This window comes from Lentzea sp. NPDC036955 (genome assembly GCF_055608005.1).
Genome location: NZ_JBVJRC010000001.1, coordinates 87,913 through 110,630, shown reverse-complemented (window position 1 = coordinate 110,630; position 22,718 = coordinate 87,913). Strand labels below are relative to the sequence as shown.

The following is a 22,718-nucleotide window of genomic DNA, read 5'->3' as shown; positions in this document are numbered from 1 at the left end:
TCGAGCGCAATTGAGCCAACTGCACTGCTCCACTCAGGTGATCTTGAGTAGCGGCCTGGCCGGTTCCGTTGGAGTGAGGCGTACAACTACCCACCGTGACAGTCGTCGCCGATGTCTCCAACGAACTGCGCAGGTGGCTCAAGACGCTCGATGACGCCGACCTCGGTGTCGTCGTGGTGTTGAGCGGGCCGCTGCAAGCTGCAGCCAAGCTCTCCCACGGTGCGGTCACCACACGCCTGCCGGTGCGCCGCGAGCTCAAAGCGGTCCGCGCCTGGCTGGCCAAGGCGCACACCCACCAGCTGGCACTGGTCGCGGAGGCCGTGCTGAGCCCCGCTGCCCACTTGCTGATCCACCACCTGTCGTTCAGCGAGGCCGAGGTCGCCGATCCGACCGACGAGCAGTTGAGCGCGATGCTCGTTGGCCTCGGACAGCTGGTGGGGCGGCTGACGCTGTACGGCCTCCTGCTCGGCAACGCCAGGGCCACTCCGGCCGCCACGCGTCATCGCGACGAGCTCGAACGCGCTGTGGGCGGCGCGGCCAGGAAGACCTTGTCAGACCTCATCGGGAGCGGGGAACACCACGTGACAGACCGTGCGAGCGCCGTGGGGGACGGCTACCGGCTCGCCGAGAACGAGCTGCGGCTGACCGGGCTCCGCGACCTCGCCGCGGAGGTCTCGGCTGCTCTGCGGGCTGCGGCGCAGGTCGCCGACCGGGGAGGAGCGGTCGTCCTGACGGCGCCTCTCGAGGAGTACGCGAGCCAGCGGGAACAGTTGGTGCTGGCGCTGGACCTCCCGGAGCACGTGGAGTTCGTGGAGATCGAGGCGCGGGTGGAGGAGCTGCGCGCGGAGGAAGCCGACCGCCTGCGGGCAGAGGCCTCGGTCGCGGCGCGCGCCGAGGAGCTGCGCGGTCAGATCGCCGGCTTGGAAGCCCTGCTCGCCACTCTTCCCGAGGAGGCCAAGGCCGGACTGCTGAACAGTTTGGCGGTGCTGCGCAGGGACCACGCGGCGTTGACGACCACAACGGACGCCGGCCCTGTGAGAACACCGGAGGAGAAGCCCGCGTCGGGACCGCGGCCGGACCTGGTCGCCATGACGCCGGTCGCCGTGACGCCGGTCGCCGTGGCGGCCGACGAGGCGCTGCCCGAGACCGAGCCGAAGATCGTGGCCGAGCCCGTGAGCGAGCCGGAGCTCGTGCCACTGCCCCAGCCTGCGATCGAGCAGGAGACGTCCCAGTCGCCGTACGAGCTCGTTCACGGGTGGGACGAGGGCGACCCCCCGCTCGCGGTGGCGTTGACGCGTGCGGGCCGCCTCGGCGAGGCGTACTGGGTGACGGCCATGTCGGGTGAGGTCGACCGGCGCGCGTCCGCGCTGCGCTTCGCCGCCGCCGCCTACTCGGTGACGAGCAACGCCGAGGCCACAGCGGTGCTCGCGGCACTCGACCTCGGCGCACGGGAACTGAGCGAGGACCCGGAGGCCGCCGTCGTCGTGACCACGGCCGCGCTGCGGGCCGGCCTGGTGGCGGGCTGGGGGCACCCCCTGCTGGCTCAGCTCGAAGACGACCTCCCGTTGCCCGCGCCGTGGAAGACGCTGGTGGAAGCCTGCGTCGCCGCTGTGCGCCGTGAGTACCGGGTCGACTTCGAGGTCGGGCTGGTGCAGCCCGAGGAGGACGTGCACGAGGCACGGGCGGAGCTGGGCAGGCGGGCAGCCGTGCTGCTGGAGGAACTGCCCAGGCGCAAGAACAACTACCAGCGCGCCACCAGGGTGCTGCAGCGGCTGATGGTGACCGGACAGCCCTTGTGGAGCGCACTCACGGTGGTGGTCGACTGGGGACGGGGAGCGCCGAACGGGCAGGCGGTGTCCGACCTGGTCGCCGAGCTCGCCGCACCGGACGCCGTCGAGCAGATGATCGAGGCCGCCGACGCCGAGATGCGCACCCCCAAACAGGCTCGGGTACCGATCGTCGCCACGGCCTTGCGCACGCTGCAACGTGCCATCGAGGAGGTCAGGGCGGTCGTCCAGGAGGCGGACGCGGTGAACCGCCGGCTGACCGCCGCCGAGGCCGACGACGCAGCTCTCGGGGCGAAGGTCCTCCGCGAAGCGGCGGCGGCCGGTGCCGCGGAGGTCCCGCCGGGCATGGTGGGCGCTGCGGTTTCGTTGCTGCGCAGCTGGCTTGAGTCGACCACGACCGCGGTGTGGACCGGTTTCAGCGCCGACGAGCCACCGCTGCCCGGTGGGGAACCCCGCATCGCGGAGCCGAGCGTCGACGTCCTCCTGCCGCTGCCGGACCTGCCCCGCGACCAGAACGGCCGTCCCGACCAGGAGGACCCGCGCACATCAGGCGTGCTGGCCAGGCTCGCCGAGCCGCTCGACCTGGACGCGGTGGTCCAGTCCTACTGCGACACCGGCGACCTCCGCAGTGCGCTGAAGGTGGTCGAGCTGGCCGAAGCCGGTTTCTGGCGAGAGAGCGAGGTGGCGGCCGCAGCGCGCGAGAAGGTCGCGGCAGCGAGGGAGACGCTCACCCGGCAGTTCCGCGGCGAACTGATGAAGGCGCAGGAGCTGTTCGCCAGGGTGCGCACCCAGAACCTCCTCGACCAGGACGAGGAAACGGTGGTGCACGGCCGCTTGGTCGCACTGGGCACCGTGCGCGACGACCGGTTCGACGAGGCCGCACGCCACGTGCGCGACCTGGTCGCCGACCTGCTGGCGAAGCAGCGGTCGTGGGTCGCCGAGCTGCGTGCGGAGCTCGCCGCGTTGAAGCTCGCAGACGAGGACGAGCGGCGGGTGACCGCGTTGCTCGACGACGACGACACCGTGACCGCCGCGGAGTTCCTGGCGTTCCTGCGCGAGGGCAAACCGCTGCCGGAGCACGCCGAGCTGATCGGTCACGACCTGAAGTCGTTCGCCGCGGTGCTGGCGGACGGTGCGGGGCGCGGCCTCGCGGCCCCGCAGACCGGTGCGGCGCCGTGGGCCAGGCTGGTGGTGCGCGACGGTGCGCCCGCCGAGCTCGGCCGGGTCGGTGTGCGGGCGTGGGACTCGTTGACGGACAGCAGACGGCACGGCAACGACGCGCTGCCCGGAGTCGTCAAGGACATCCTGCGCACCCTCGGCCTCAACTCCTCGGTCCGGCCGCGCGAGTACCAGCTGCGGCAGAGCCGCGGCTTCCGGAAGTTCCGCGTGCAGGGCGTCCCGAGCGACGGGTCGTACGTGTCGGTGCTCGGGTCCGCCGCCTCCGAGTTCACCGTGACCGTGGTGGTCGAGGAACGCCGTGGCCGGTCCGTCCTCGACGTGCTCGGTGCGGAGGAGGCAGGCCGGGCCAACATCATCCTGTACCTGCACCCGATGGACCTGTCCGCGCGGCGCCGGCTCGCGGCACAGGCCGTCAACTCCGCGGTGCAGGCGCTGGTGGTGGACCCCGCGGTGTTCGGCTGGGTCGCCGCGACGGCGCCGGGCTCGTGGAAGGCCACGCAACGCGTCACGCTGCCCTGGACGGCGCTGAGCCCCTACACGCCGTTCGTCGCGGGTCTGGTGCCGCCGGAGGTGTTCGTCGGCCGGGCCAAGGAGATGGCCGAGGTGATCGACCCGAACGGCGGGTTGTTCGTCTACGGCGGCCGGCAGCTCGGCAAGTCCGCCCTGCTGCGCCGGGTGGAGGCCACGTTCAACGCGGTGGTGGACCAGCACGCCATCTACCTCGACCTGAAGGGCCGCGGCATCGGCGAGGCGGAGCCGGCGGGACGGATCTGGCGCGAGATCGTCGTCGAGCTCAAGGAACGCGGTGTGCTGACGTCGAAGGTGCCCGCGGACGTCTCCGCGGACGACGTGGTCACGCAGGTGCGGGCGTGGCTCGCCCACAGCCCGGGCAAGCGGCTGCTCCTGCTGGCGGACGAGGCCGATGCCTTCCTGACCGCGGACTCGCGCGGCGTGCCGACGGCGAGCGGTGTGGCGACCTTCTCGAACGTCTCGCGGCTCAAGGACCTGATGGAGTCCACCGAGCGCCGGTTCAAGGTCGTGTTCGCCGGTCTGCACCAGGTGCAGCGGTTCAGCGACCTGTCGAACGTGCCGCTCGTGCACGGCGGACCGGACATCCTGGTCGGTCCGCTCGCTCCCGCCGACGCGCGGCGGCTGGTCACCGAGCCGCTCGCGGCTCTGGGGTACACCTTCGAACAGCCGGAACTGGTGTGGCGCCTGCTCGCGGCGACCAACTACCAGGCGGGTCTCATCCAGATCTTCTGCGAGGAGCTGGTGCGCACCCTGCACAGCCGGGGTTCGCAGCTGCAGGACGTGCCGGTGCAGATCAGGGAAAGTGACGTCGAGGCCGTCGCCGCGAGTGACCGGGTGCGGGCGCGCATCGCCGAACGGCTGCGCATCACGATCAACCTGGAGGACCGCTACCGGGTCCTGATGCTGATCGTCGCCCTGGAGAGCCTGAAGGACTCGTTCAGCAGCAACTACGGCGCTGACGAGCTCCTCGGGCTGGCCAGGGAGCGCTGGCCGGCGGGCTTCGACGACATGACGGTCACCCAGACCAGGATCCACCTCGACGAGATGGTGGGACTCGGGCTGCTCATCCGGTTGTCCGGGCAGGACCGGTTCGCCGTGCGCAGCCCGAACGTGGTCAACATGCTCGGCACGAAGTCGGACCTGAGCCGTGAGCTGGAGGAGACCGACTTCGACCTGCCCTACCAGTACAACCCGCGCGACGCGCGCAGGTTGCTCGCGGTCGACGAGCAGGGAACCGAGTTCAGAAGCCCGCTCACCGAGGGGCAGCTGTCGGAGCTGACCGGTCCCGCCACCGCCGTGTCGGTCGTCGTGGGCTCCCTTGCGCTCGGGATCGACCGCGTCGCCGACGCCATCAAGAACTACGTCGAGGTCCGCAGCCTCAACATGGACGTGTGCAGGTCCGGCAACGACGTGACCAAGACGCTGCAGGCCGTTGCCCGTCGCAGGCGCCGCACGGTGGTCGTCGCGGACCTCAGGGGCAAGTCGCCGGGGGAGGTGAAGCGCGCGCAGCAGATGCTGACCGAGGCACCGGTCACGGCGGTTCTGGTGCTGGAACGGGACGAGGCGGAGAAGCTCGGCGCCGACGTGGTGCGGCTCACGCGCTGGACGGCCGGCAGCCTGCGCAGTTGGCCGGAGTGCCCGTTCGACGTGCTGGCCGCCAGGACGAGGCTGATCGAGGCGACCGGCGGCTGGCCGGAACAGGTGGAGAACCTGATCAGCGTGGTGCGCAGGGGCCGGACCAGGGAGCAGGCGGTGGAGCTCGTGCTGCGCAACGCCGCCGACCCCGGCTGGGCGGCCAAGTTCCTCGAACGGGCGGGGGTGAGCGCCGGTCTGCGGGAGCGGATCGGAGTGTGGGTCGAGTACTTCGACCCCGGTGACTCCGTGTCGCCCGCGGACGTCGCGGCCGCACTGGAGATCGATCTCGCCAGTACGACGGAGCTGTTGGAGGAGCTCGCGGAGCTCGAGGTGCTCGACGAGGGCAGTTTCGGCGTCTCCCTCGACCGGATGGTGCACCGCTGTCTCGCGACGTTGTGCGCGTCGTCATGAGACCGGCGTGGGAGCTGGCGGCGTTGCCGGGGCCGCAGGCACACCTCGAGGCGGTGTCGAACGACTTGGCCGACGGGTTCACCTGCGTCTGGGTGCTGCCGGACGAGCTGGTCGAGAGGGGAGCGGCCGACGACCTCGTCGACCTGCTGAGCGGGTGGGTGGACAGCGTGCGGGTGCAGGCGCCGCAGCGGCGCCGCGTTCCGCCGCCGGAGGCTCGCCGCAGGGACCCGGTCGCGAACCTGCCCTCGTGGGCTCAGCAGAGCCTGGGACTGCTGGAACACGACGACGAGCCGCCGTTCGCGGTCCCGGCGGAGGTGGACCGGCCGGTGGAGACGGTGGTGGACAAGCTGTGCGAGCTGTTCGAGATCTCGCCCGAGGGTGATCCGCTGACCCGGCTCGTGCGGCACGACCAGGTCGCGGGCAAGGTGCTCGTCCTGTGCGGGTGGGACGGCTGGGACGTGGCGGATCTGGGGACCTGCGTCACCAGGTTCACCGCCGTGCTGAAGGAGCACGGCGTCTCGCCGGAGCTCAGGCCGCGGCTGCTGGTGGTCGTGAAGGCCGACGACGTTCCCCCGTCGGCCCAGAACGGTGCCGACCCGCTCACGACCAGGGTGCACTGGTGGTGGGACGTGTTCGGGCGACTGGACACCGCGACCGTCGCCGCTGCCGTGCGCAGGCAGTCGCGCTGGCGGAGCTCCAAGGGCAGGGCACGCGCGTTGCGCGAGCAGGTCGCCACAGAGGTGCTGGTCGAGGTCGCCGGACCTGACCTGCTGCTGGCCGACCACCTGGCCCGCTGGTGGGACGGTCGAGTGGGCACCCTCCTGGAACAGGTGGAGGCGTTGCCGTACGACACGGCCGACGACGTCCTGCCGGTGACCGTGGACGGCCGCGCGGACGGCGTACGTCCTCCCCACGCGCTCAGAGCCGCCTGGCGCAGAGGTGTTCTGGACAGGTGGGACGGGAGGGTGCGGGTGAGTCCGGCGGCGAAGGTGGCCGCCGCCGAACGCGGCAGCCTCGAGACACTGGTCTGGCGTGGACAGAGCCGTGTGCTCACCCCGATCGTGGACGACTGCCGGGCGCGGCTGGAGAAGGCGTTGCGCTCCAAGGCGTCGAAAGCAGTCGTCGAGGAGATCGAGCGCGGGCAGGACTTCACCGAGCGCCGCCGTACCAGGGACGGCACGCTGGAGCTGGGCTCCATGGCGTGGGCGGTCGGCACGGGCCGGGTGCGGCTGTCCCAACCGGACACCTCGCTGCTGTTCCAAGCCCGGAACGTGCGCAACGCCCTGGCCCACCTCTGTCCGCTCACCGACGAGGAGGTCGACGGTCTGGCCGCGGTGCTCCCGGAGTCGCTGTGGTGAGCGTTCGGGCCTGTGCCGCCGTCGTCGTGCCTGCCGGAGAGCTCAGCGGGCCGCGCTGACCGCCTCCGCGATGGCCTTGTGCCCAGCCGGAGTCGGGTGCACGTCCGTCCGGTCGCAGAAGTACGTCAGCGAGCACACCTGCGCCACGGACGCCGGAACCGCCCCGTACTTCGGGTCCTGCGTCGTCTGCGTCAGCGGCTGGTAGGCCCCGGTCGCCTTCGTGACGTCCGCGAACTTCGCCCCGAACTTCCCGTACTCGGCCGCCAGCACGCCGTTGAACTGCTCGAACATCGACACCGACAGGCGGGCGAGGTTCTTGCCGTCGGGGAACGACGGGTTCACCCACGCGCCGAGGAACACGTCCGGGTAGGTCAGGCCCACGATCGTCGTGTCCGGGGCCGCGGTGCGGAGCTTGGTCAACGCGGCGACGACGTTCGCGCGGACGTCGGTGAGGGTGCGGTTCGCGCACTCCAGGGGTTTCTGGTCGAGGGCGCACGGGATCAGGTCGTTGCCGCCGATCACCACCGTCACCAGGTCGACCTCCTTGCCGCGCAACGTCTCCACGGCCGCGTCGAGCTGGGTGCGGCCGCCCGCGTCCGGGCCGCAGGCCGGCTTGGTGGCGAGGTCGGCCGAGGTCGCGCCGTTGCAGGCGAGGTTGACCAGCTGCAGGCCGGACTGCCGGGCGACCAGGGAGGCGAAGCTCTCGCCGGTGGTGCCGCCGGGGCCGAAGCCGGTCGCGTACGAGTCGCCGATCGACACGTGGACCTTCTCCGCAGCCGAGGCCGAGGCCGACGCGGACGACGGTGGTGGCGCGCTGGAGGTGGGGGAGGGGGCGGGTGGGGGAGTCGAGCAGGCCGTGAGCGCTACCAGCACCACCGCTGCCCAAGCCGGCTTCCGCACACCCGCCCCTTCCACTCGTTCGGCGGTTCCCAGGCTACGCGAACCGGCGCAGCCGCAGGCTGTTGCTCACCACGAACACCGACGAGAACGCCATCGCCCCGCCCGCGATCATGGGGTTGAGCAGGCCCAACGCCGCCAGCGGCAGCGCCGCGACGTTGTAGGCGAACGCCCAGAACAGGTTGCCCTTGATCGTGCTGAGCGTGCGCCGCGACAACCGGATCGCGTCCACGGCGGCGGTCAGGTCGCCGCGGACCAGCGTGAGGTCGGCGGCCTCGATCGCCGCGTCCGTGCCGGTGCCCATCGCAAGCCCCAGGTCGGCCTGGGCGAGTGCGGCGGCGTCGTTCACGCCGTCGCCGACCATCGCCACGACGCGGCCCTCGTCCTGCAACCTCTTCACGACGTCGACCTTGTCGGCGGGCAGCACCTCGGCGACGACCTCGTCGATGCCCACCTCGGCCGCCACGGCACGGGCCGCGGCCTCGTTGTCGCCGGTCAGCAGCACCGGCCGCAGCCCGAGCGCGCGCAGGCCCCTGATCGCCGCGGCGGAGGTGGGCTTCACGGTGTCCGCGACCACCAGCACGCCGCGCGCCTCGCCGTCCCACGCCACCAGCACCGCCGTGCGGCCCTGCTGCTCGGCCTCGCGCCGGGCGTCGGCCAGCGACGACGGCACCCGCACGCTCCGGTCGCCGAGCAGGCGCGACCGCCCGACCAGCACCGCGTGTCCGTCCACGACGCCCTGGACCCCGAGGCCCTCCAGGTTGCGGAAGTCCTCGACGGCGGGCACGTCACCGGCGGCGACGGCGATGGCCTTCGCGATCGGGTGCTCCGAGGCGTGCTCCAGCGCTCCGGCCAGCCGCAGCACCTGCTCCTCGGTCTCGCCGTCCGCGACGTGCACGCCCACCAGGCTCATCCGGCCGGTCGTGACGGTGCCGGTCTTGTCCAGCACCACCGTGTCCACCCGCCGGGTCGACTCCAGCACCTCCGGTCCCTTGATGAGGATGCCGAGCTGGGCGCCGCGACCGGTGCCGACGAGCAGCGCGGTCGGCGTGGCCAGGCCCAGCGCGCACGGGCAGGCGATGATCAGCACCGCCACCGCCGCGGTGAACGCCGCACCGGTGCCGCCGCCCGTGCCGAGCCAGAAGCCCAGCGTGCCCACGGCCAGCGCGATCACGATCGGCACGAACACCGCCGAGATCCGGTCCGCGAGCCGCTGCACCTCGGCCTTGCCGTTCTGCGCGTCCTCGACCAGCCTCGCCATCTGCGCGAGCTGCGTGTCCGCGCCGATGCGGGTGGCCCGCACGACCAGCCGCCCGCCCGCGTTGACCGTGGCGCCGACCACCGCGTCACCAGGGCGCACCTCGACCGGCACGGACTCACCGGTGAGCATGCTCGCGTCGACCGCGGAACTTCCCTCCTCGACGACGCCGTCGGTGGCGATCTTCTCGCCGGGCCGCACCACGAACCGGTCACCGGCCCGCAGCTCGTCGGTGGGGACGCGGACCTCGCGGCCGTCGCGCAGCACCGCGACGTCCTTCGCGCCGAGCTCCAGCAGTGCCTTCAGCGCCGCACCCGCCCGCCGCTTCGAGCGGGCCTCGAAGTAGCGGCCGGCCAGGATGAACGTCGTGACGCCCGCCGCCACCTCGAGGTAGATGTTGCCCGCACCCGAGGTGCGTTCGACGGTGAAGGTGAACGGGTGCGTCATGCCGGGAACACCGGCGGTGCCGAGGAACAACGCGTACAGCGACCACAGGAACGCCGCGACCACACCGATCGAGATCAACGTGTCCATCGTCGCCGCGCCGTGCCGCAGGTTCGTCCACGCCGCCTTGTGGAACGGCCAGGCCGCGTACACCGCGACCGGACCGGCCAGCGCGAGCGACAGCCACTGCCAGTAGGTGAACTGCAGCGCGGGGACCATTGCGAGCACGACCACCGGCACGGTCAGCGCGGTCGAGGTGACCAGCCGCTGCCGCAGCGGCGCCAGCTGGTCCACCGCCTCGCCCGGCTCCGCGTCCGCGGGAGCAGCGGGCAGCTCCGCGGTGTACCCGGTGGCCTCGACGACCTTCACCAGGTCGGCGGGCGTGCACCCGTCCGGGTAGCTGACCCGCGCCTTCTCGGTCGCGTAGTTGACCGAGGCCTGCACGCCGTCGAGCCTGTTGAGCTTGCGCTCGATCCGCGCGGCGCAGGAGGCGCAGGTCATGCCACCGATCGAGAGCTCGATCCGGTTCGCCTCAGTTGCCGTGGTCATGGCCGTCCCCCTCTCCCGTCGTGATCGTGAACTCGGCGGTGCGGACCACACCGTCGTGCCGGAAGTCCAGGAACAGCCGGTACGTCCCGGCCGTCGGCACCTCCACCGCGAACCTCACCCGCTCCCCGTCCTCCGGGTGCACGTGCAGGTACGCGAGGTCCGCGGCCCGCAGCGCGACCAGGTGGCCCCTGGCCCCGAGGTAGGGCTGCAGGTCGGTGACCGGCCGCCCGTCCTTCACGACCGTGACGGCCACCGCGGACGCCGCACCCGCGGTGAGCGTCCCGTCCAGGGTTACCTCGTACCCGTCGACCGTGAACGTCCTGCTGTCGTGGTCGTACCGCTTCGGCTGGTAGTCGCCCGCGACCTGCACGTCCGTGCCCAGCGTCAGCTTCGGCCCGCCCTCCGGCCGGAAGTCGGCGAACACGCGGTAGCTGCCCGGCTCGGTGAGCTGCAGCGGCCACGACCACGTGCCGTCCGCCGCCATTTCCGGGTGCACGTGCCGGAACCCGGACCCGTCGCGGCGCACCGCGACCAGGTGCAGCCGCTTCTCGTGCTCGACCGCGAACCGCGTGACCGGCTTGCCGTCCGGCCCGGTGATCCGGAAGCTCCGGTCACCCGTCACCAGGGTGTACCCGCTGTCCGAGACGGACAGTCCGGGCGGGACGGCGCCGGGTGCCTTCTCACCCGTATCACCGTGGGTGTTGCCGTGGGTGTTGCCGTGGGTGTTGCCGTGACCGGCGGCGTCCGTGCCGTCGCCGGTGTGCGCCGTCGCCCGTTCCGGCGGTGGCGGTGTGGTGCCGGTCGCCGCGCCCGCTGCCCAGGTGCCGCCGAACACGGCGGCCAGCGCCAGCCCGTACGCGGCGACCCCGTACCCGGTCCTCATCAGGCCACCAGCTCGTAGCCGGCCTCGGTGACGGCCGCGCGCACGTCGTCGAGGGCGAGCGGCGCGCTGCTGGTGACCGTGACCTGTCCGGTCGGCAGGTCGACCGCCACGGCGCCGACGCCGTCGATCGCGCTGACCTCCTCGGTGACCGAGGTGGCGCAGTGGCCGCAGGTCATGCCCTTGACGGTGTACGCGGTGGTGACGGACTCGTTCATGGTTTCTCCTCGTTCCAGGTCAGGAGCGAACCAGGCGTGCGATGGCGTCGCCGGCCTCCGCGATCTTCGCGTCGGCCGTCGTCCCGCCCTCGGCGATGGCCTGGCTCACGCAGTGCTTGAGGTGCTCGTCGAGCAGCCCCAGTGAGACCGCCTGCAACGCCCGAGTGGCCGCGGAGATCTGGGTGAGCACGTCGATGCAGTACTCGTCGTTCTCGATCATCCGCGCAAGGCCGCGGACCTGCCCCTCGATCCTCTTGAGGCGGCGCAGGTGGGAAGCCTTGTTCTCGGTGTAGCCGTGCACGTCCCGCTCCTTCTCCGGCCACCGCGCGGCCGGCCGTGCTGCCGGGGGCGCGGTGAGCGCTCACCGCATTTATACCCCAGGGGGGTATGGGTATGTCAAAGTTCTGTTCGGCAGGCGGTGGTCCGCACGGCTATCGTCCGCTCGTGAGTGATCGACAGGTGGCGGCCCGCACCGGGCTCGCGCACGACACCGCACGGCTCGCGGTGGTCGTCGGGGCGCTCGGCGTCGTGTTCGGCGACATCGGCACGAGCCCGATCTACACGATCCAGACCGTGTTCAACCCGGCCGACCCGCACCCGGTGCCGGTGGACGCGAACAACGTCTACGGGGTCGTGTCGCTGATCTTCTGGTCGGTCACGATCATCGTGACCGTCACGTACGTGCTGCTGGCGATGCGCGTCCACAACGACGGCGAGGGCGGCATCATGGCCCTCATCACGCTGCTGCGCCGGTGGAAGTCGAAGCAGGGCCGCAAGGCCGCCGCCACGCTCGCCGCGTTCGGCATATTCGGCGCCGCCCTGTTCTTCGGCGACAGCATGATCACCCCGGCGATCTCGGTGCTGTCCGCCGTCGAGGGGCTGAAGATCGTCGAGCCGGAGCTGGGCGAGTTCGTCGTGCCGATCACGGCGGTGATCATCGTCGGGCTGTTCCTGGTGCAGCGCAGGGGAACGGCGGTGGTCGGCCGGGTCTTCGGGCCGGTGATGATCGCGTGGTTCACGGCGATCGGCGCCGCGGGCGTCGTCGGCATCACGAGCCACCCGGAGATCCTCAAGGCGTTGTCACCGACGTACGCGCTCGGGTTCTTCTTCGGGCACTTCCACATCGCGTTCTTCGCGCTGGCCGCGGTCGTGCTCGCGGTCACCGGTGCCGAGGCGCTCTACGCGGACATGGGGCACTTCGGGCGGCCCGCGATCGCCCGCGGCTGGCTGCTGCTCGTGTTCCCGGCGTGCGTGCTGAGCTACATGGGTCAAGGCGCGCTGGTCCTGGCCGACCCGGCCAACATCAGCGGCCCGTTCTTCCTGCTGGTGCCGGAGTGGGGCCGGTGGCCGATGGTGGTCCTCGCGACGGCGGCGACCGTGATCGCGTCACAGGCGGTGATCACCGGCGCCTACTCGGTGGCCTCGCAGGCGGCGCAGCTCGGGTACCTGCCGCGGCTGCGGATCGCGCACACCTCGGAGTCCACGATCGGCCAGATCTACGTGCCGTGGATCAACTGGGTGCTGATGGTGTCGGTGCTGACGCTGGTGTTCGCGTTCCGCTCGTCGGCGGCGCTGGCGTTCGCGTTCGGCATGGCGGTCACCGGCACGATCACCATCACCACGACGCTGTTCCTGTTCCTCGCGCGCTGGAAGTTCGGTGCGCCCGTGTGGGCGATCGCACTGGGCTGCGTGGTGCTGCTGGGCGTGGACCTGCTGTTCCTCGCCGCGAACCTGACCAAGCTGCTGCACGGCGCGTGGCTGCCGCTGCTGATCGCCCTGACCGCGTTCACCGTCATGACGACGTGGCAGCGCGGCCGGTCCATCGTGACGAAGGCCAGGCAGAACGCCGAGGGCTCGCTGCAGGAGTTCGTCGACGAGCTGCGCGAGCGGTCGCTGGTCCGCGTCCCCGGCACGGCGGTGTTCCTCAACCGCGGCAAGCAGACCGCCCCGCTGGCGTTGCGCGCCACCGTGGAGCACAACCAGGTGCTGCACGAACGCGTGCTGATCGTGTCCATCGAGACCGAACCGGTGCCGCGCGTCCCGTCCGACCGCCGGGTCGACGTGGACGACCTCGGGCACGGCGACGACGGCATCATCCACGTGAGCGCGCGCTTCGGGTACATGGAGACCCCGGACGTGCCGGCCGCGCTGGCGTTGCTGACCTCCGAGCAGACCGAGGGCGCCCTGGACCTCGACCGCGCCTCGTACTTCCTGTCGAAGATCGAGCTGCAACGCGGCACGGCACCGACGATGGCGGGCTGGCGCAAACGCCTGTTCGTGGCCACCTCGTACATCACCGCAGACGCCGCTGAGCACTTCGGTCTACCCCGAGAGCGAACAGTGATCATGGGAGCGCGGATCGAGGTATAGCGTCGCCCCATGACGCCGGGGGAGATCGCCGAACGGGCATTGGAGAGGTACCTGGCGCTGCCACCGACCACCGCGCGGCCGACGGTCGTGCTGGTGGCGGGCATCCCGGGCGCCGGCAAGAGCACCCTGGCCGAGGGCCTGGCCCGGCACCTGCGCGCTCCGGTGTTCTCCGCGGACTGGGTGATCGGCGCCCTGGTGCCGTTCGAGGTGCTGACCGACGACAACGCCCGGCACGTGGTCGACACGAGCATCGCCGCGCTGCTGGCCCGGCAGGTGCAGCTGGGCGTGGACGTGGTCCTCGACCTCACCGCCCACACGCGCGAGGAACGCGCCCGCCTGCGCACCCTCACCGAACGCCTCGGCGGCGTGTTCGCCGGCGTCGAGTGCGTGTGCTCCGACGAAACCGTGCACCGCCAACGGGTCGAAGGCCGCGACGCGGCATTCCCGGCTGGCGCGCAACGGTTCCGTGGGAGCACGTGCAGCGCATGCGCGGCCTGTGGGAGGACTGGCCCGAGGACCACCTCGTGGTCGACTCGGCCGCCGTCACCGCGCAGGAGTGCCTGAAGCAGGCGCTCACCGCACTGGGCAGGTAGGTGAGGCAGCCTCCAGCCGTCGCCGCGGGGGGATTCGAGAACGACTGGAGGCGAGTACGGGGGTCGGTGCGGCGGTCACCTCTCGGCGAAAGGCACAACGAGGCTCCAGCCGGACGGTAATCCTCGAAGGCGGTTAGATGAGGCCCGGGGGACACGGACCGCACCGACCACCCCGTACAACGGACGACCGGGCCGGGAGATTCCCGTGGGGCAGTGGGCTGCGCCACGTCCGTGGACGTGGGGTGGGTCACTTGCCGTTGAGCCGGTCCGCCTTGGCTTGTGCGCGTGCTCGCGTTCGCTCGGACATGCCGGGGGAGTCGGCGATCGTCTGGTAGGCCTTCGCGCCATCGACCTTGCCGAACCTCCTCGTCAGGAGTTCGGCAGCGTTCACGCGACGGTGAGTCGAACCCGATTTCGTCATTTCGTGGAGCAGTCTCTTGGCCGAATGCTCGTCGAACTGCCGGACGAGCTTCTTCAGCGCGTTGTAGGACAAGGTGTTTGGGATTCTTCCCCCGAACAAGCTGAGCACGCTGACACGGGTCGTCTTGCTCAACCGGATGACCAGATCTACCGTCGCGTCGCTGTTGCGCTTGAGAACCACGTCCCTCAAGATCCGCAGCCCAGCATCGAGGGACAGGCCGCACAGCCTCTCGACCGCCTCGAACCGGATCTTTTCCGAGCGGCGGAAGTCGCTCGCCATGGCGGCAAGAACATCTGCCGCCCTGTGCGGTGCGATCTGGTGAAGCAGCCTGATCTCCTCGAACAGGCGCTCCGGTTTCGGATCCAGCTCGCGCAGCACGGGCTCCACCAGCACGACCGCCTTGTCCCGGTTCTCGGGCCAATGCTTCTTGAGCACCGCGAGTCGATCGTCGAGCGTGACCTCGGGCCCACCGGCCAGGTCGAACAGGACAGCCGGATCGACCACGTCGCGCTCCACCAAGAACCGGACGAACTCGAACCGGCGCGGCACGCTCCTGTCGGCCAGGAGGTCGTCCAGGAGCTTCGCGGTCGTGTCGCCATCCCGGTCCAGGCAGACGCGCAGAGCGTCCATCCGATAGGATTGTTCACCCGCGTTGCGCACCAACGACCACCACAGGTCGAAACCGGCTTCGGGGTCCTGGGCGTCGAGGAGTTCGATCACCTCTTTCCGGTCCTCGTCGCCCACCGAGTCATCTCGTGCCAGCTCGACCAGCAGCTTGGCTCCCAAGGCGCGGTCCTGTTCCAGGACGATCATCGTCGCGTGCCGGCGGATGCGGTCATTCCCACCCGTTGCGGACAGATCGGTGAACACCCGTACGACGAGCCCCGGGGCCTTCTCCGCGAGGAGCTTGTGCACGCTGTTGCAAGCGTTGGTCTTCGCGTCAGGAAAACGCAAGTAGCTCATCAGTGCCTGCTCGTTCGCACTTGCGTCGAGCTCGATGAGGTAGCGCACGGCCGCGAACTGCCGGAACCTGTTCGCCGCGCCAGCGGTCTCGACCAGGCCTCGCAGGAGCTGCACCACGTCTCCTGGTGCGATCTGATGCAACCAGTCGACGTTCCGCTGCCACACCTCGTCGGACGAGGTGCTTCGCACGGTCCTGCTGAGCAGCCGCACGACCTTGGCGCGGACGTCGTCGTCGACCGACATCCCCTGTGCCAGCACCGTGACCACGAACTTCAGGTAGTGCTGGCGGTACGGTCGGCGCAACGCCTTCCGCAGTAACGGGTTCGGATCCTTCTTCTGTGCGACGAGCCCGGCGAGGAAGACCACCACGTTCAGGTCGCGCCACTCCGGCCCGGACCACTTGGGCGCCAGCAACGACTCGGCTTTCGCAGGGTCGGTGTACAGGTGGCAGGCCGCGAGGAACTCCTTGATCGTCGCGTGCCGGAACACCAGCTCGTCGCCGTGGGGCACGACGAGTCCGCTGGCCAGCAGCAGCTCGCGGAGGGCGTTGCGAGAAAGCTCACGGCGACCTTGGGCGATGTCGAGCAGGTTCCTGTCGTTGCCGAGCGAGGAGCAGGCCACCTCCTGCAACAGTTCATGGATCCCGTTGTGCTCCACCTTGCTCAGCTGCAGCTCGACATACCGCTGGTAGACCTCGATGCGGTCCATCGGAAGTTCGACGGTGCGGTCTGCACACGACAAGATGCACAACATGGTCGCGATGAGCGGTACCAGCGCCAGCTCGAACAGTTCACCGGCGCGGATCCGTTCGTACAGCACTCGTGCGTCCTCTTCGCTCCTGCCTTCTTCCCGGAACCACGACAGCAGGAACTGCTCGAGCTCGTCCGTCTCCAGCCGGGACAGGGAGTAGATCGGCCGGGTGTGATCCGTCGTGCTCGTCCCCTCGAAGCGCCTGCTGGTGAACACGAACCGGTACAGGTCGTCGTCGGGCCGCTTGAGGAGGCTCCGGATCGCGTCCTCGGCGTCCAGGCCGACCGCCTCGTCGAGAGCGTCGACGAGGACCAGCCAGGGGACCCCGGGCAACGGTTGCTTCCGGAACATCTCGGCGAGCCCGTGCCGGGTCAGGATGGTCGAGCGCACGCCGCGTGCGAGCGCATCGGGCAACTGCAGCTCCTGTGCGAATGCCCTGGCCGGTACGGGCACCGGGACGGCGTTGCCGGTGCCGCGGGTCAGCCAGGTGTTCGCGCTGTCAGCGGCGAAGTACCTGAGGAGGCTGGACTTGCCCATCCCCGCCTCACCCTGGATCCGGGCACCCTGCGAGCCGGTGAGCAGCTGTTCCGCGTTGACGCGTTCCGGTGCCTCCTCCTCGTCGTTGTCGTTCTTCGGCATCACCCACCGGTTCAGGTAGACGGACCGCAGGCTCGGCGGCCTGTGCCCGTCGAACCGGTAGGCGTGCTCATCACCTTGCTCGCGCACCGCGTGCAGGTACTCCCGCAGGTCCGGCGGGAGGTGTCGCCAGCCGGCGGCGGCAATCTGCTCGGGCGTCAGCAGGTCCAGCCACCGCTGGTCGAGCGGGACGTCCAGCGTCGGCACCGGTATCGGGCCTGACGTGGTCACGATGGCGCAGACGGCGCCGGTGAGCCGGTTCAGCACGGGCGTGCCGGGCAGCTCCTCGAGCGTGGTGCACAGGCTTTCCGGCGCCACGGCCGGGTGAAGGCACGGTGACGGCCGGTTGTGCGTGGGCCACGGCACCACCGCGAGTGAGGGCGCGTCCGGCAGATGGCACCCGGCTGGTGCCAGTTCGGCGGCCGTGAGGATCCGATCAGGTGCAATGCACACGCCTCGACCACGACCCGGCTCGACCACCTCGAAGGTGGCGTTGTGCAGGGCGCGGACCAGCGGCGTGTCCTCCACCGCGGCAGGTCCGGCGAAGTGGACGTCGCGAGCCTGGATCAGGAGACCGGGGACGTCACCGTTGACCTGGTTGAAGTGCAACACCTGGAAGACGGTAGATGCAGATCACCGGGTCGTAAGCGGCCGAACGGGCGCTGCGGTGTTCGCCGCAGCGCCCGGCACGGACCTCAGTACACCGGGTAGAAGTCCGCGTAGTGGTTCGGCGAGAAGTAGACCTGGCCGCTCGTGCGGTCGACCACGATCCGGGCCGCGTCCCGTGCCGCCCCGCACGCCCGTGGGTACACGTCGAACTCCTGGTAGCGGTGCCCGGCCGGCAGTTGGCCGTCGCGGTTGTAGTAGGTGCCGCCGGCGAAGTTGCACCGGCCGTCGGGCCAGTTGTTCCAGCCGCGGGTCGAGGGGTAGCCCTTCGACTCCCAGATCGAGTCGGCGGAGCGGGCCGCGGCGCAGCCGGAGATGCCGCAGGACTGGTAGACGCGGGCATCGGCGGCAGGGGTGGCGAAGACCAGCAGTGAGGCGACGACGGCGAAGGCGGCGAGCAGGCGGTGAGTCCAGTGCGGTTGCAGGGTGTGCACTTCAGACCTCCATCAGCGGGGTGCGGACCTCGTGATCATGTCCACCGATCATCAAGACGGGGTGAACGGCGGGCGACCGGGGGTGCAACTAATGCTGTGACCACGGCTGATCGCCACAGTCGATCAAGTCCGAACAGGTGATTGCATGGTCAGCGTGCAGCGATACGGTCGTCCAATGGCAGCACGAAAGCACTTCCTGGTGCTGTTGGCCCTGCTCACCGCCGCCTGCACCGCAGAGGTGGCGTCCGTTCCGCACCCGGCGGCGTCGCCGGCGAACACGCGTCCGTCGGTGAGCGACGAGCAGCCGCCGGTCCGGGTCGTGGCGGTCGTCGACGGGCGCACGGTCGAGCTCGCGGACGGCACGAAGGCGCGCATCTCCTACCTCGCGGAACCGAGCGGCTGCGGCGGCGAGGCGGCCCTGGAGTTCGCCAGGAAGACGTTGCAGGACAAGGAGGTCCGGGTCAGCAGCATCACGCCCGGCGAGGTCAGCCTGGTGCTGGAGGACGGCACGGACTACGCGTTGCTGGCGGTGCGCAGCGGCGTGGCGCGCACGACCGGTGTGGACGGTGGGCCGTTGACGCAGGCGGAGGGCGACGCGGCCAAGGGCAAGATCGGCCTGTGGGCGCTGGAGTGCGCGACGGTCGCCCCGCCGCCGCCTCCCGCACCCTCCACGACGACCCCGCCGCCTCCGCCCTGCGCGGTGACGTACCGGGTGACCAGCCGGTGGCCCGGCGCGTTCCAAGCCGAGGTGACCGTGCGCAACGTCAGCGGTGTGCTGATCAACGGCTGGACGTTGCGGTGGCGCTTCACCGACGGCCAGACGGTGAGCCAGATGTGGAACGCGAGCCACGTGCAGAACGGCGCGGTCGTGAGCGCCACCAACGCCGACTACGCCGCGCTGATCACACCGAACGGGTCGATCTCGATCGGCTTCAACGGCGCCGCGACCGGGGCGAACAGCGCGCCGACGGCGTTCACGCTCAACAGCGCGCCCTGCCGCACCGACTGAGCGGGCCGCCCACCGGGGGCCGTCACGAGGCGGCGCAGTCCGCAGCGGCTTCCGGTGAGTGGAAAACCGGACTCGACTACGAGCGCCGCTGATCTCTAGCGTGCAGTGGGTGACGACCAGCCAGCACGAGATCAGCGACGAGATCGCGAAGATCAAGGCCGACTCACCGGGGGGTGCGCCGCTGCTGGACTACCCGCCCTACCGCAGCTCGCTGCTGCGCCACCCGACCAAGGAGCCGCGGCACGCCGACCCCGAGGGCGTCGAGCTGGTCGCGCCGGTCTTCGGGCACTCCGACGTGGCGCCGGTCGAGGCCGACCTGACCGTGCAGCGCGGCGGGGAACCGATCGGGGAGCGCATCCGCGTGCACGGCCGGGTCGTCGACGGGGACGGGCGGCCGGTGCGCCGTCAGCTCGTGGAGATCTGGCAGGCCAACGCCTCCGGCCGCTACTCCCACCAGGGCGACCTGCACCCGGCGCCGCTCGACCCGAACTTCACCGGCGTCGGCCGCTGCCTCACCGACGACGCCGGCTGGTACGACTTCACGACGATCAAGCCGGGCCCGTACCCGTGGCGCAACCACCACAACGCCTGGCGGCCGGCGCACATCCACTTCTCGCTGTTCGGCACGGACTTCACCCAGCGGCTGATCACGCAGATGTACTTCCCCGGCGACCAGCTGCTGGCGCTGGACCCGATCGCGCAGTCCATCACCGACCCCGCCGCCCTCGACCGGCTCATCGCCTCCTACGACCACTCGCTGTCCGAGCACGAGTGGCTGCTCGGCTACCGGTGGGACATCGTGTTGACCGGTAGCCACGCCACCCACCTGGAGGCCTCCGATGACTAGCGCGACCCCCGGCCAGACGGTCGGGCCGTTCTTCCACCACGCGCTGGCGTACCCCGGTGACAGCGAGCTGGTGCCGTTCGGCGCGGCGGGATCGGTGCTGCTGCACGGGTACGTCCACGACGGCGCGGGCGCCCCCGTGCCGGACGCGATGATCGAGATCCGCCAGGCCGACGCCACCGGTGCCATGCCCGAGACCGAAGGGTCGCTGCGGCGCCGCGGCTCCGCGTTCACCGGCTGGGGCCGGTCCTGCACCGACCGGACGGGCCGCTACTGGTTCAGCACCGTCGAACCCGGTGGCCCGACACCGTTCTTCGCGGTGGCGGTGTTCGCCCGCGGCCTGCTGGACCGGCTGTTCACGCGCATCTACCTGCCCGGCACCGACGGCGCGGTGGACGGCCTCGTGGCGCGGCGCGAGGACGACGGCGGGCTGCGGTTCGACATCCACCTGCAGGGCGAGAACGAGACGGTGTTCTTCTCGTTCCCCCGGCACCGGAGCTGACGCGTGCTGCCGGGGTCCCACCGGGCGGACAGCGACCTCGTCCGCGCGATGGTGCGGGTCGAGGTCGCGTGGGCGCGCGTGCTCGGCTCCGACATCGAGCCCGCCTTGCGGGACTGGACGCCCGAGCTGGACCCCGTCGAGGTCGAGGCGGCCGGGAACCCGGTGCTGCCGCTGGTCACCGCACTGCGCTCACGGGTCCCGGCCCCGGTCCACACGGGACTGACGAGCCAGGACGTCCTGGACACCGCGCTGGTCCTGCTGGCACGCGACGCGGTTGCGCGCGTGCGGGCGGACCTCGTACGGGTGGCATCGGCACTGGCACGGCTCGCGGACGAGCACCGGTCCTCGGTGATGGCCGGTCGGACGCTGACGCAGCACGCCGTGCCGATCACGTTCGGGCTCAAGGCGGCCCGGTGGCTGGACTCCGTGCTGGACGCGCTCGCGGACCTGGAGAGGCTGCGGTTCCCGGTGCAGTGCGGGGGAGCGGCCGGAACGCTGTCGCGTGCGGCACTGCGGGCCGACCCGGTCGAGGCCGCCGCGGCTTTCGCGCGTGAGCTGGACCTGGAGTGGCCGGGCCTGCCGTGGCACACGCAACGGGCACCGATCACGCGCATCGGTGACGCACTGGTGCGGGTGACCGACGCGCTCGGCGTGTTCGCGGCGGACGTGCTGACGCTGGGCCGGCCCGAGATCGGCGAGGTGCGCGAGGCCCCGGTCGCGGGTCGCGGTGGGTCGTCGACCATGCCGCACAAGCAGAACCCGGTGCTCGCGGTGCTGGTGAACAGCGCGTCGCTGCGGGCGCCGGGACTGGGCGCGCAGCTGCACCTGTGCGCCGCGCGGGCGGTGGACGAACGGCCGGACGGCGCTTGGCACGCGGAGTGGCCCGCGCTGCTGGGGCTGGTGGAGCTGACCGTGGTGGCGGCGTCGCAGGCGGCGGAGCTGGCCGAGGGGTTGCGGGTGTTCCCCGAGGTGATGGCGCGGCGGGTGGCGGAGGTCGCCGCGGATCTGCTGGCTGAGCGGGGTGGTGACGGGGAACCGGGCGGCTACCTCGGGGCTGCGGGGGTGTTCGTCGATCACGTGCTGCGGCGGTGTGCGGAGTCGCTGGCGGTGGGAGCGTTGCCGGTGGGCGAGGCTGAGGTGAGCGCGGTTGGGGCAGAACCGGCGTCGGCTGACGCGGCTGCGGCGGAACCGGCGTCGGCGAGCGCGGCTCCAGCGGGCCCGGTTGGAGCGGGCGTGGCTGGGGCAGAACCGGCGTCGGCTGACGCGGCTCCAACGGAACCGGAACCAGTAGCTGCAAGTGCGGCTTCGGCGGAGCCAGCTCCAGCGGATGCGGCCAGGGCGGACGCGGCTCGGGCGGACGCGGCTCAAGCGGACGCCGCGGCGGACGTGGCCTCCACAGGCGCGGCTCCAGCGGACGCTGCTCCGGCGGGCGCAGCTCCAACGGATGCTTCTCCGGCGGACGCAACCTCTGCGGGCGCAGCTCCAGCGGACGCGGCCTCGATAGACGCTGCCTCAGCGGACGCCATCCCAGCAAACGCCGCCCCACCAATCACGGCCCCAGCCGAATCGATTCCGACTGGTCCCCCTCCAGGGGGCGCGCAAGTCCCCACTCCCATCATCTCAAAGGGGTCTGACAACAATGGCGGTTGAACTCACCCTGACCCGCCTCGCCGGCACCGAGAACTCCCAGCGCCTGCTGATCGTCGGCCCGTCCCTGGGCTCCTCGGTGTCCCAGCTCTGGCGCACCTGCGCCGAGCAGCTGGACGACGTCGAGGTGATCGGCTGGGACCTGCCCGGCCACGGCAACGGCAAGAACGCGACCGGGCCGTTCGCGGTGCAGGACATCGCAAACGCACTGGAAAGGCCCACGCCAGACCGCCCCACCGCCTACGCCGGCGTCTCCTTCGGCGGCGCGGTGGGGCTCGAACTCGCCATGAAAGGTGTCTTCGACCAGGTCTTCTGCATCGCCGCGGCCTCCAGGATCGGCGACCCCATGATGTGGCACGAGCGCGCCGAGCTCGTCCGCAAGGCGGGCACCTCCGTCCTGGTCGAGGGCGCTTCACGGCGCTGGTTCGCGCCGGGCTTCATCGACCGCGAACCGGCCGTGGCGGGTGCCATGCTGCGTGCCCTCACCGAGGTCGACGACGACTCCTACGCCTGGGCCTGCGAGGCACTTGCCGGGTTCCAGGCCGAGGAGGTGGAACGGTCGGTCCACGCCATCGCCGGACGGCACGACGTCGTGGTGCCGCCCGAGGCGATGGAGCAGCTGAACGCCGCGTCGTTCCACGTCATCGAGGACTGCGGCCACCTGCCGCCGGTCGAGAAGCCGGGAGCGGTGGCCGGTGTGCTGGCCGGGGAGTGGGCGAAGTGAGCTACGACGACG

At 71.0% G+C, this 22,718-nt stretch carries 16 protein-coding genes; 9 read left to right on the top strand and 7 right to left on the bottom strand.

Features of this window, described 5'->3' with window-relative positions; genetic code table 11:
• The first annotated feature begins 95 nt into the window (after positions 1-95).
• Together ACZ7CF_RS00535 and ACZ7CF_RS00530 are read left to right on the top strand one after the other, a co-directional pair.
• Positions 96-5,543, top strand: coding sequence for a hypothetical protein (locus ACZ7CF_RS00535; protein ID WP_470368451.1), 5,448 nt, complete (start codon positions 96-98; stop codon positions 5,541-5,543).
• Entirely contained in the window at positions 5,540-6,901 is a 1,362-nt protein-coding gene (locus ACZ7CF_RS00530; protein WP_360387900.1) for a hypothetical protein, read from the top strand. The genes ACZ7CF_RS00535 and ACZ7CF_RS00530 overlap by 4 nt, the downstream gene beginning before the upstream one ends.
• A 42-nt stretch (positions 6,902-6,943) precedes the next feature.
• Here ACZ7CF_RS00530 and ACZ7CF_RS00525 read toward each other — a convergent pair whose 3' ends face one another.
• Genes ACZ7CF_RS00525 through ACZ7CF_RS00505 form a run of 5 tightly spaced genes read right to left on the bottom strand, consistent with a single transcriptional unit; the run spans position 6,944 to position 11,448 of the window.
• A complete protein-coding gene (locus tag ACZ7CF_RS00525) occupies positions 6,944-7,801 on the bottom strand; it encodes an SGNH/GDSL hydrolase family protein (protein ID WP_470368450.1) in 858 nt (285 codons plus the stop codon).
• A 34-nt stretch (positions 7,802-7,835) separates the two neighbouring features.
• The gene (locus ACZ7CF_RS00520; protein WP_470368449.1) at positions 7,836-10,049 is read right to left on the bottom strand and encodes a heavy metal translocating P-type ATPase; all 2,214 of its coding nucleotides are present in this window, start codon (positions 10,047-10,049) and stop codon (positions 7,836-7,838) included.
• Complete coding sequence (locus tag ACZ7CF_RS00515) at positions 10,033-10,932, bottom strand: hypothetical protein (RefSeq protein WP_470368448.1); 900 nt, start codon at positions 10,930-10,932, stop codon at positions 10,033-10,035. The genes ACZ7CF_RS00520 and ACZ7CF_RS00515 overlap by 17 nt, the downstream gene beginning before the upstream one ends.
• Entirely contained in the window at positions 10,932-11,147 is a 216-nt protein-coding gene (locus tag ACZ7CF_RS00510; RefSeq protein ID WP_360387909.1) for a heavy-metal-associated domain-containing protein, read from the bottom strand. Before ACZ7CF_RS00510 ends, ACZ7CF_RS00515 begins: the two co-directional genes overlap by 1 nt.
• Before the next feature lie 19 nt (positions 11,148-11,166).
• Positions 11,167-11,448 (bottom strand): metal-sensitive transcriptional regulator, encoded by a 282-nt coding sequence (locus tag ACZ7CF_RS00505; RefSeq protein ID WP_360387911.1) that lies wholly within the window; start codon positions 11,446-11,448, stop codon positions 11,167-11,169.
• A 143-nt stretch (positions 11,449-11,591) separates the two neighbouring features.
• On the opposite strand from ACZ7CF_RS00505, the gene ACZ7CF_RS00500 reads away from it, so the two are divergent.
• Positions 11,592-13,517: a potassium transporter Kup gene (locus ACZ7CF_RS00500; RefSeq protein ID WP_470368447.1), complete on the top strand. Its 1,926-nt coding sequence runs from the start codon at positions 11,592-11,594 to the stop codon at positions 13,515-13,517.
• Positions 13,518-13,526: 9 nt separating this feature from the next.
• Positions 13,527-14,081, top strand: a complete 555-nt coding sequence (locus tag ACZ7CF_RS00495) for a P-loop nucleotide/nucleoside kinase family protein (RefSeq protein ID WP_470368446.1) — start codon at positions 13,527-13,529, stop codon at positions 14,079-14,081.
• 276 nt (positions 14,082-14,357) lie between these two features.
• Here ACZ7CF_RS00495 and ACZ7CF_RS00490 read toward each other — a convergent pair whose 3' ends face one another.
• A complete protein-coding gene (locus tag ACZ7CF_RS00490; RefSeq protein ID WP_470368445.1) occupies positions 14,358-16,781 on the bottom strand; it encodes an NACHT domain-containing protein in 2,424 nt (807 codons plus the stop codon).
• A 794-nt stretch (positions 16,782-17,575) separates the two neighbouring features.
• Positions 17,576-17,980, bottom strand: coding sequence for a ribonuclease domain-containing protein (locus ACZ7CF_RS00485; protein WP_470368444.1), 405 nt, complete (start codon positions 17,978-17,980; stop codon positions 17,576-17,578).
• A 175-nt stretch (positions 17,981-18,155) separates the two neighbouring features.
• Between ACZ7CF_RS00485 and ACZ7CF_RS00480 the strand changes: the two genes are divergently transcribed.
• The 5 genes from ACZ7CF_RS00480 to ACZ7CF_RS00460 all read left to right on the top strand — a co-directional run bounded on the left by ACZ7CF_RS00480 (position 18,156) and on the right by ACZ7CF_RS00460 (position 22,706).
• Positions 18,156-18,989, top strand: a complete 834-nt coding sequence (locus ACZ7CF_RS00480) for a cellulose binding domain-containing protein (protein ID WP_470368443.1) — start codon at positions 18,156-18,158, stop codon at positions 18,987-18,989.
• Between the two features lie 109 nt (positions 18,990-19,098).
• Positions 19,099-19,836, top strand: a complete 738-nt coding sequence (pcaH, locus tag ACZ7CF_RS00475) for a protocatechuate 3,4-dioxygenase subunit beta (protein ID WP_470368442.1) — start codon at positions 19,099-19,101, stop codon at positions 19,834-19,836.
• The gene (gene pcaG, locus ACZ7CF_RS00470; RefSeq protein WP_470368441.1) at positions 19,829-20,335 is read left to right on the top strand and encodes a protocatechuate 3,4-dioxygenase subunit alpha; all 507 of its coding nucleotides are present in this window, start codon (positions 19,829-19,831) and stop codon (positions 20,333-20,335) included. Before pcaH ends, pcaG begins: the two co-directional genes overlap by 8 nt.
• Positions 20,336-20,338: 3 nt before the next feature.
• Positions 20,339-21,985, top strand: coding sequence for a lyase family protein (locus ACZ7CF_RS00465; protein WP_470368440.1), 1,647 nt, complete (start codon positions 20,339-20,341; stop codon positions 21,983-21,985).
• Complete coding sequence (locus ACZ7CF_RS00460; protein WP_470368439.1) at positions 21,975-22,706, top strand: alpha/beta fold hydrolase; 732 nt, start codon at positions 21,975-21,977, stop codon at positions 22,704-22,706. The genes ACZ7CF_RS00465 and ACZ7CF_RS00460 overlap by 11 nt, the downstream gene beginning before the upstream one ends.
• The last annotated feature ends 12 nt before the right edge of the window (positions 22,707-22,718 follow it).

Coding starts and splice junctions, on each gene's coding strand:
- ACZ7CF_RS00530 (WP_360387900.1), top strand. CDS start 5,540: ATGAGACCGGCGTGGGAGCTGGCGGCGTTGCCGGGGCCGCAGGCACAC.
- ACZ7CF_RS00520 (WP_470368449.1), bottom strand. CDS start 10,049: ATGACCACGGCAACTGAGGCGAACCGGATCGAGCTCTCGATCGGTGGC.
- ACZ7CF_RS00515 (WP_470368448.1), bottom strand. CDS start 10,932: ATGAGGACCGGGTACGGGGTCGCCGCGTACGGGCTGGCGCTGGCCGCC.
- ACZ7CF_RS00510 (WP_360387909.1), bottom strand. CDS start 11,147: ATGAACGAGTCCGTCACCACCGCGTACACCGTCAAGGGCATGACCTGC.
- ACZ7CF_RS00495 (WP_470368446.1), top strand. CDS start 13,527: ATGACGCCGGGGGAGATCGCCGAACGGGCATTGGAGAGGTACCTGGCG.
- ACZ7CF_RS00490 (WP_470368445.1), bottom strand. CDS start 16,781: ATGGGCAAGTCCAGCCTCCTCAGGTACTTCGCCGCTGACAGCGCGAAC.
- ACZ7CF_RS00480 (WP_470368443.1), top strand. CDS start 18,156: ATGGCAGCACGAAAGCACTTCCTGGTGCTGTTGGCCCTGCTCACCGCC.
- pcaG (WP_470368441.1), top strand. CDS start 19,829: ATGACTAGCGCGACCCCCGGCCAGACGGTCGGGCCGTTCTTCCACCAC.
- ACZ7CF_RS00460 (WP_470368439.1), top strand. CDS start 21,975: ATGGCGGTTGAACTCACCCTGACCCGCCTCGCCGGCACCGAGAACTCC.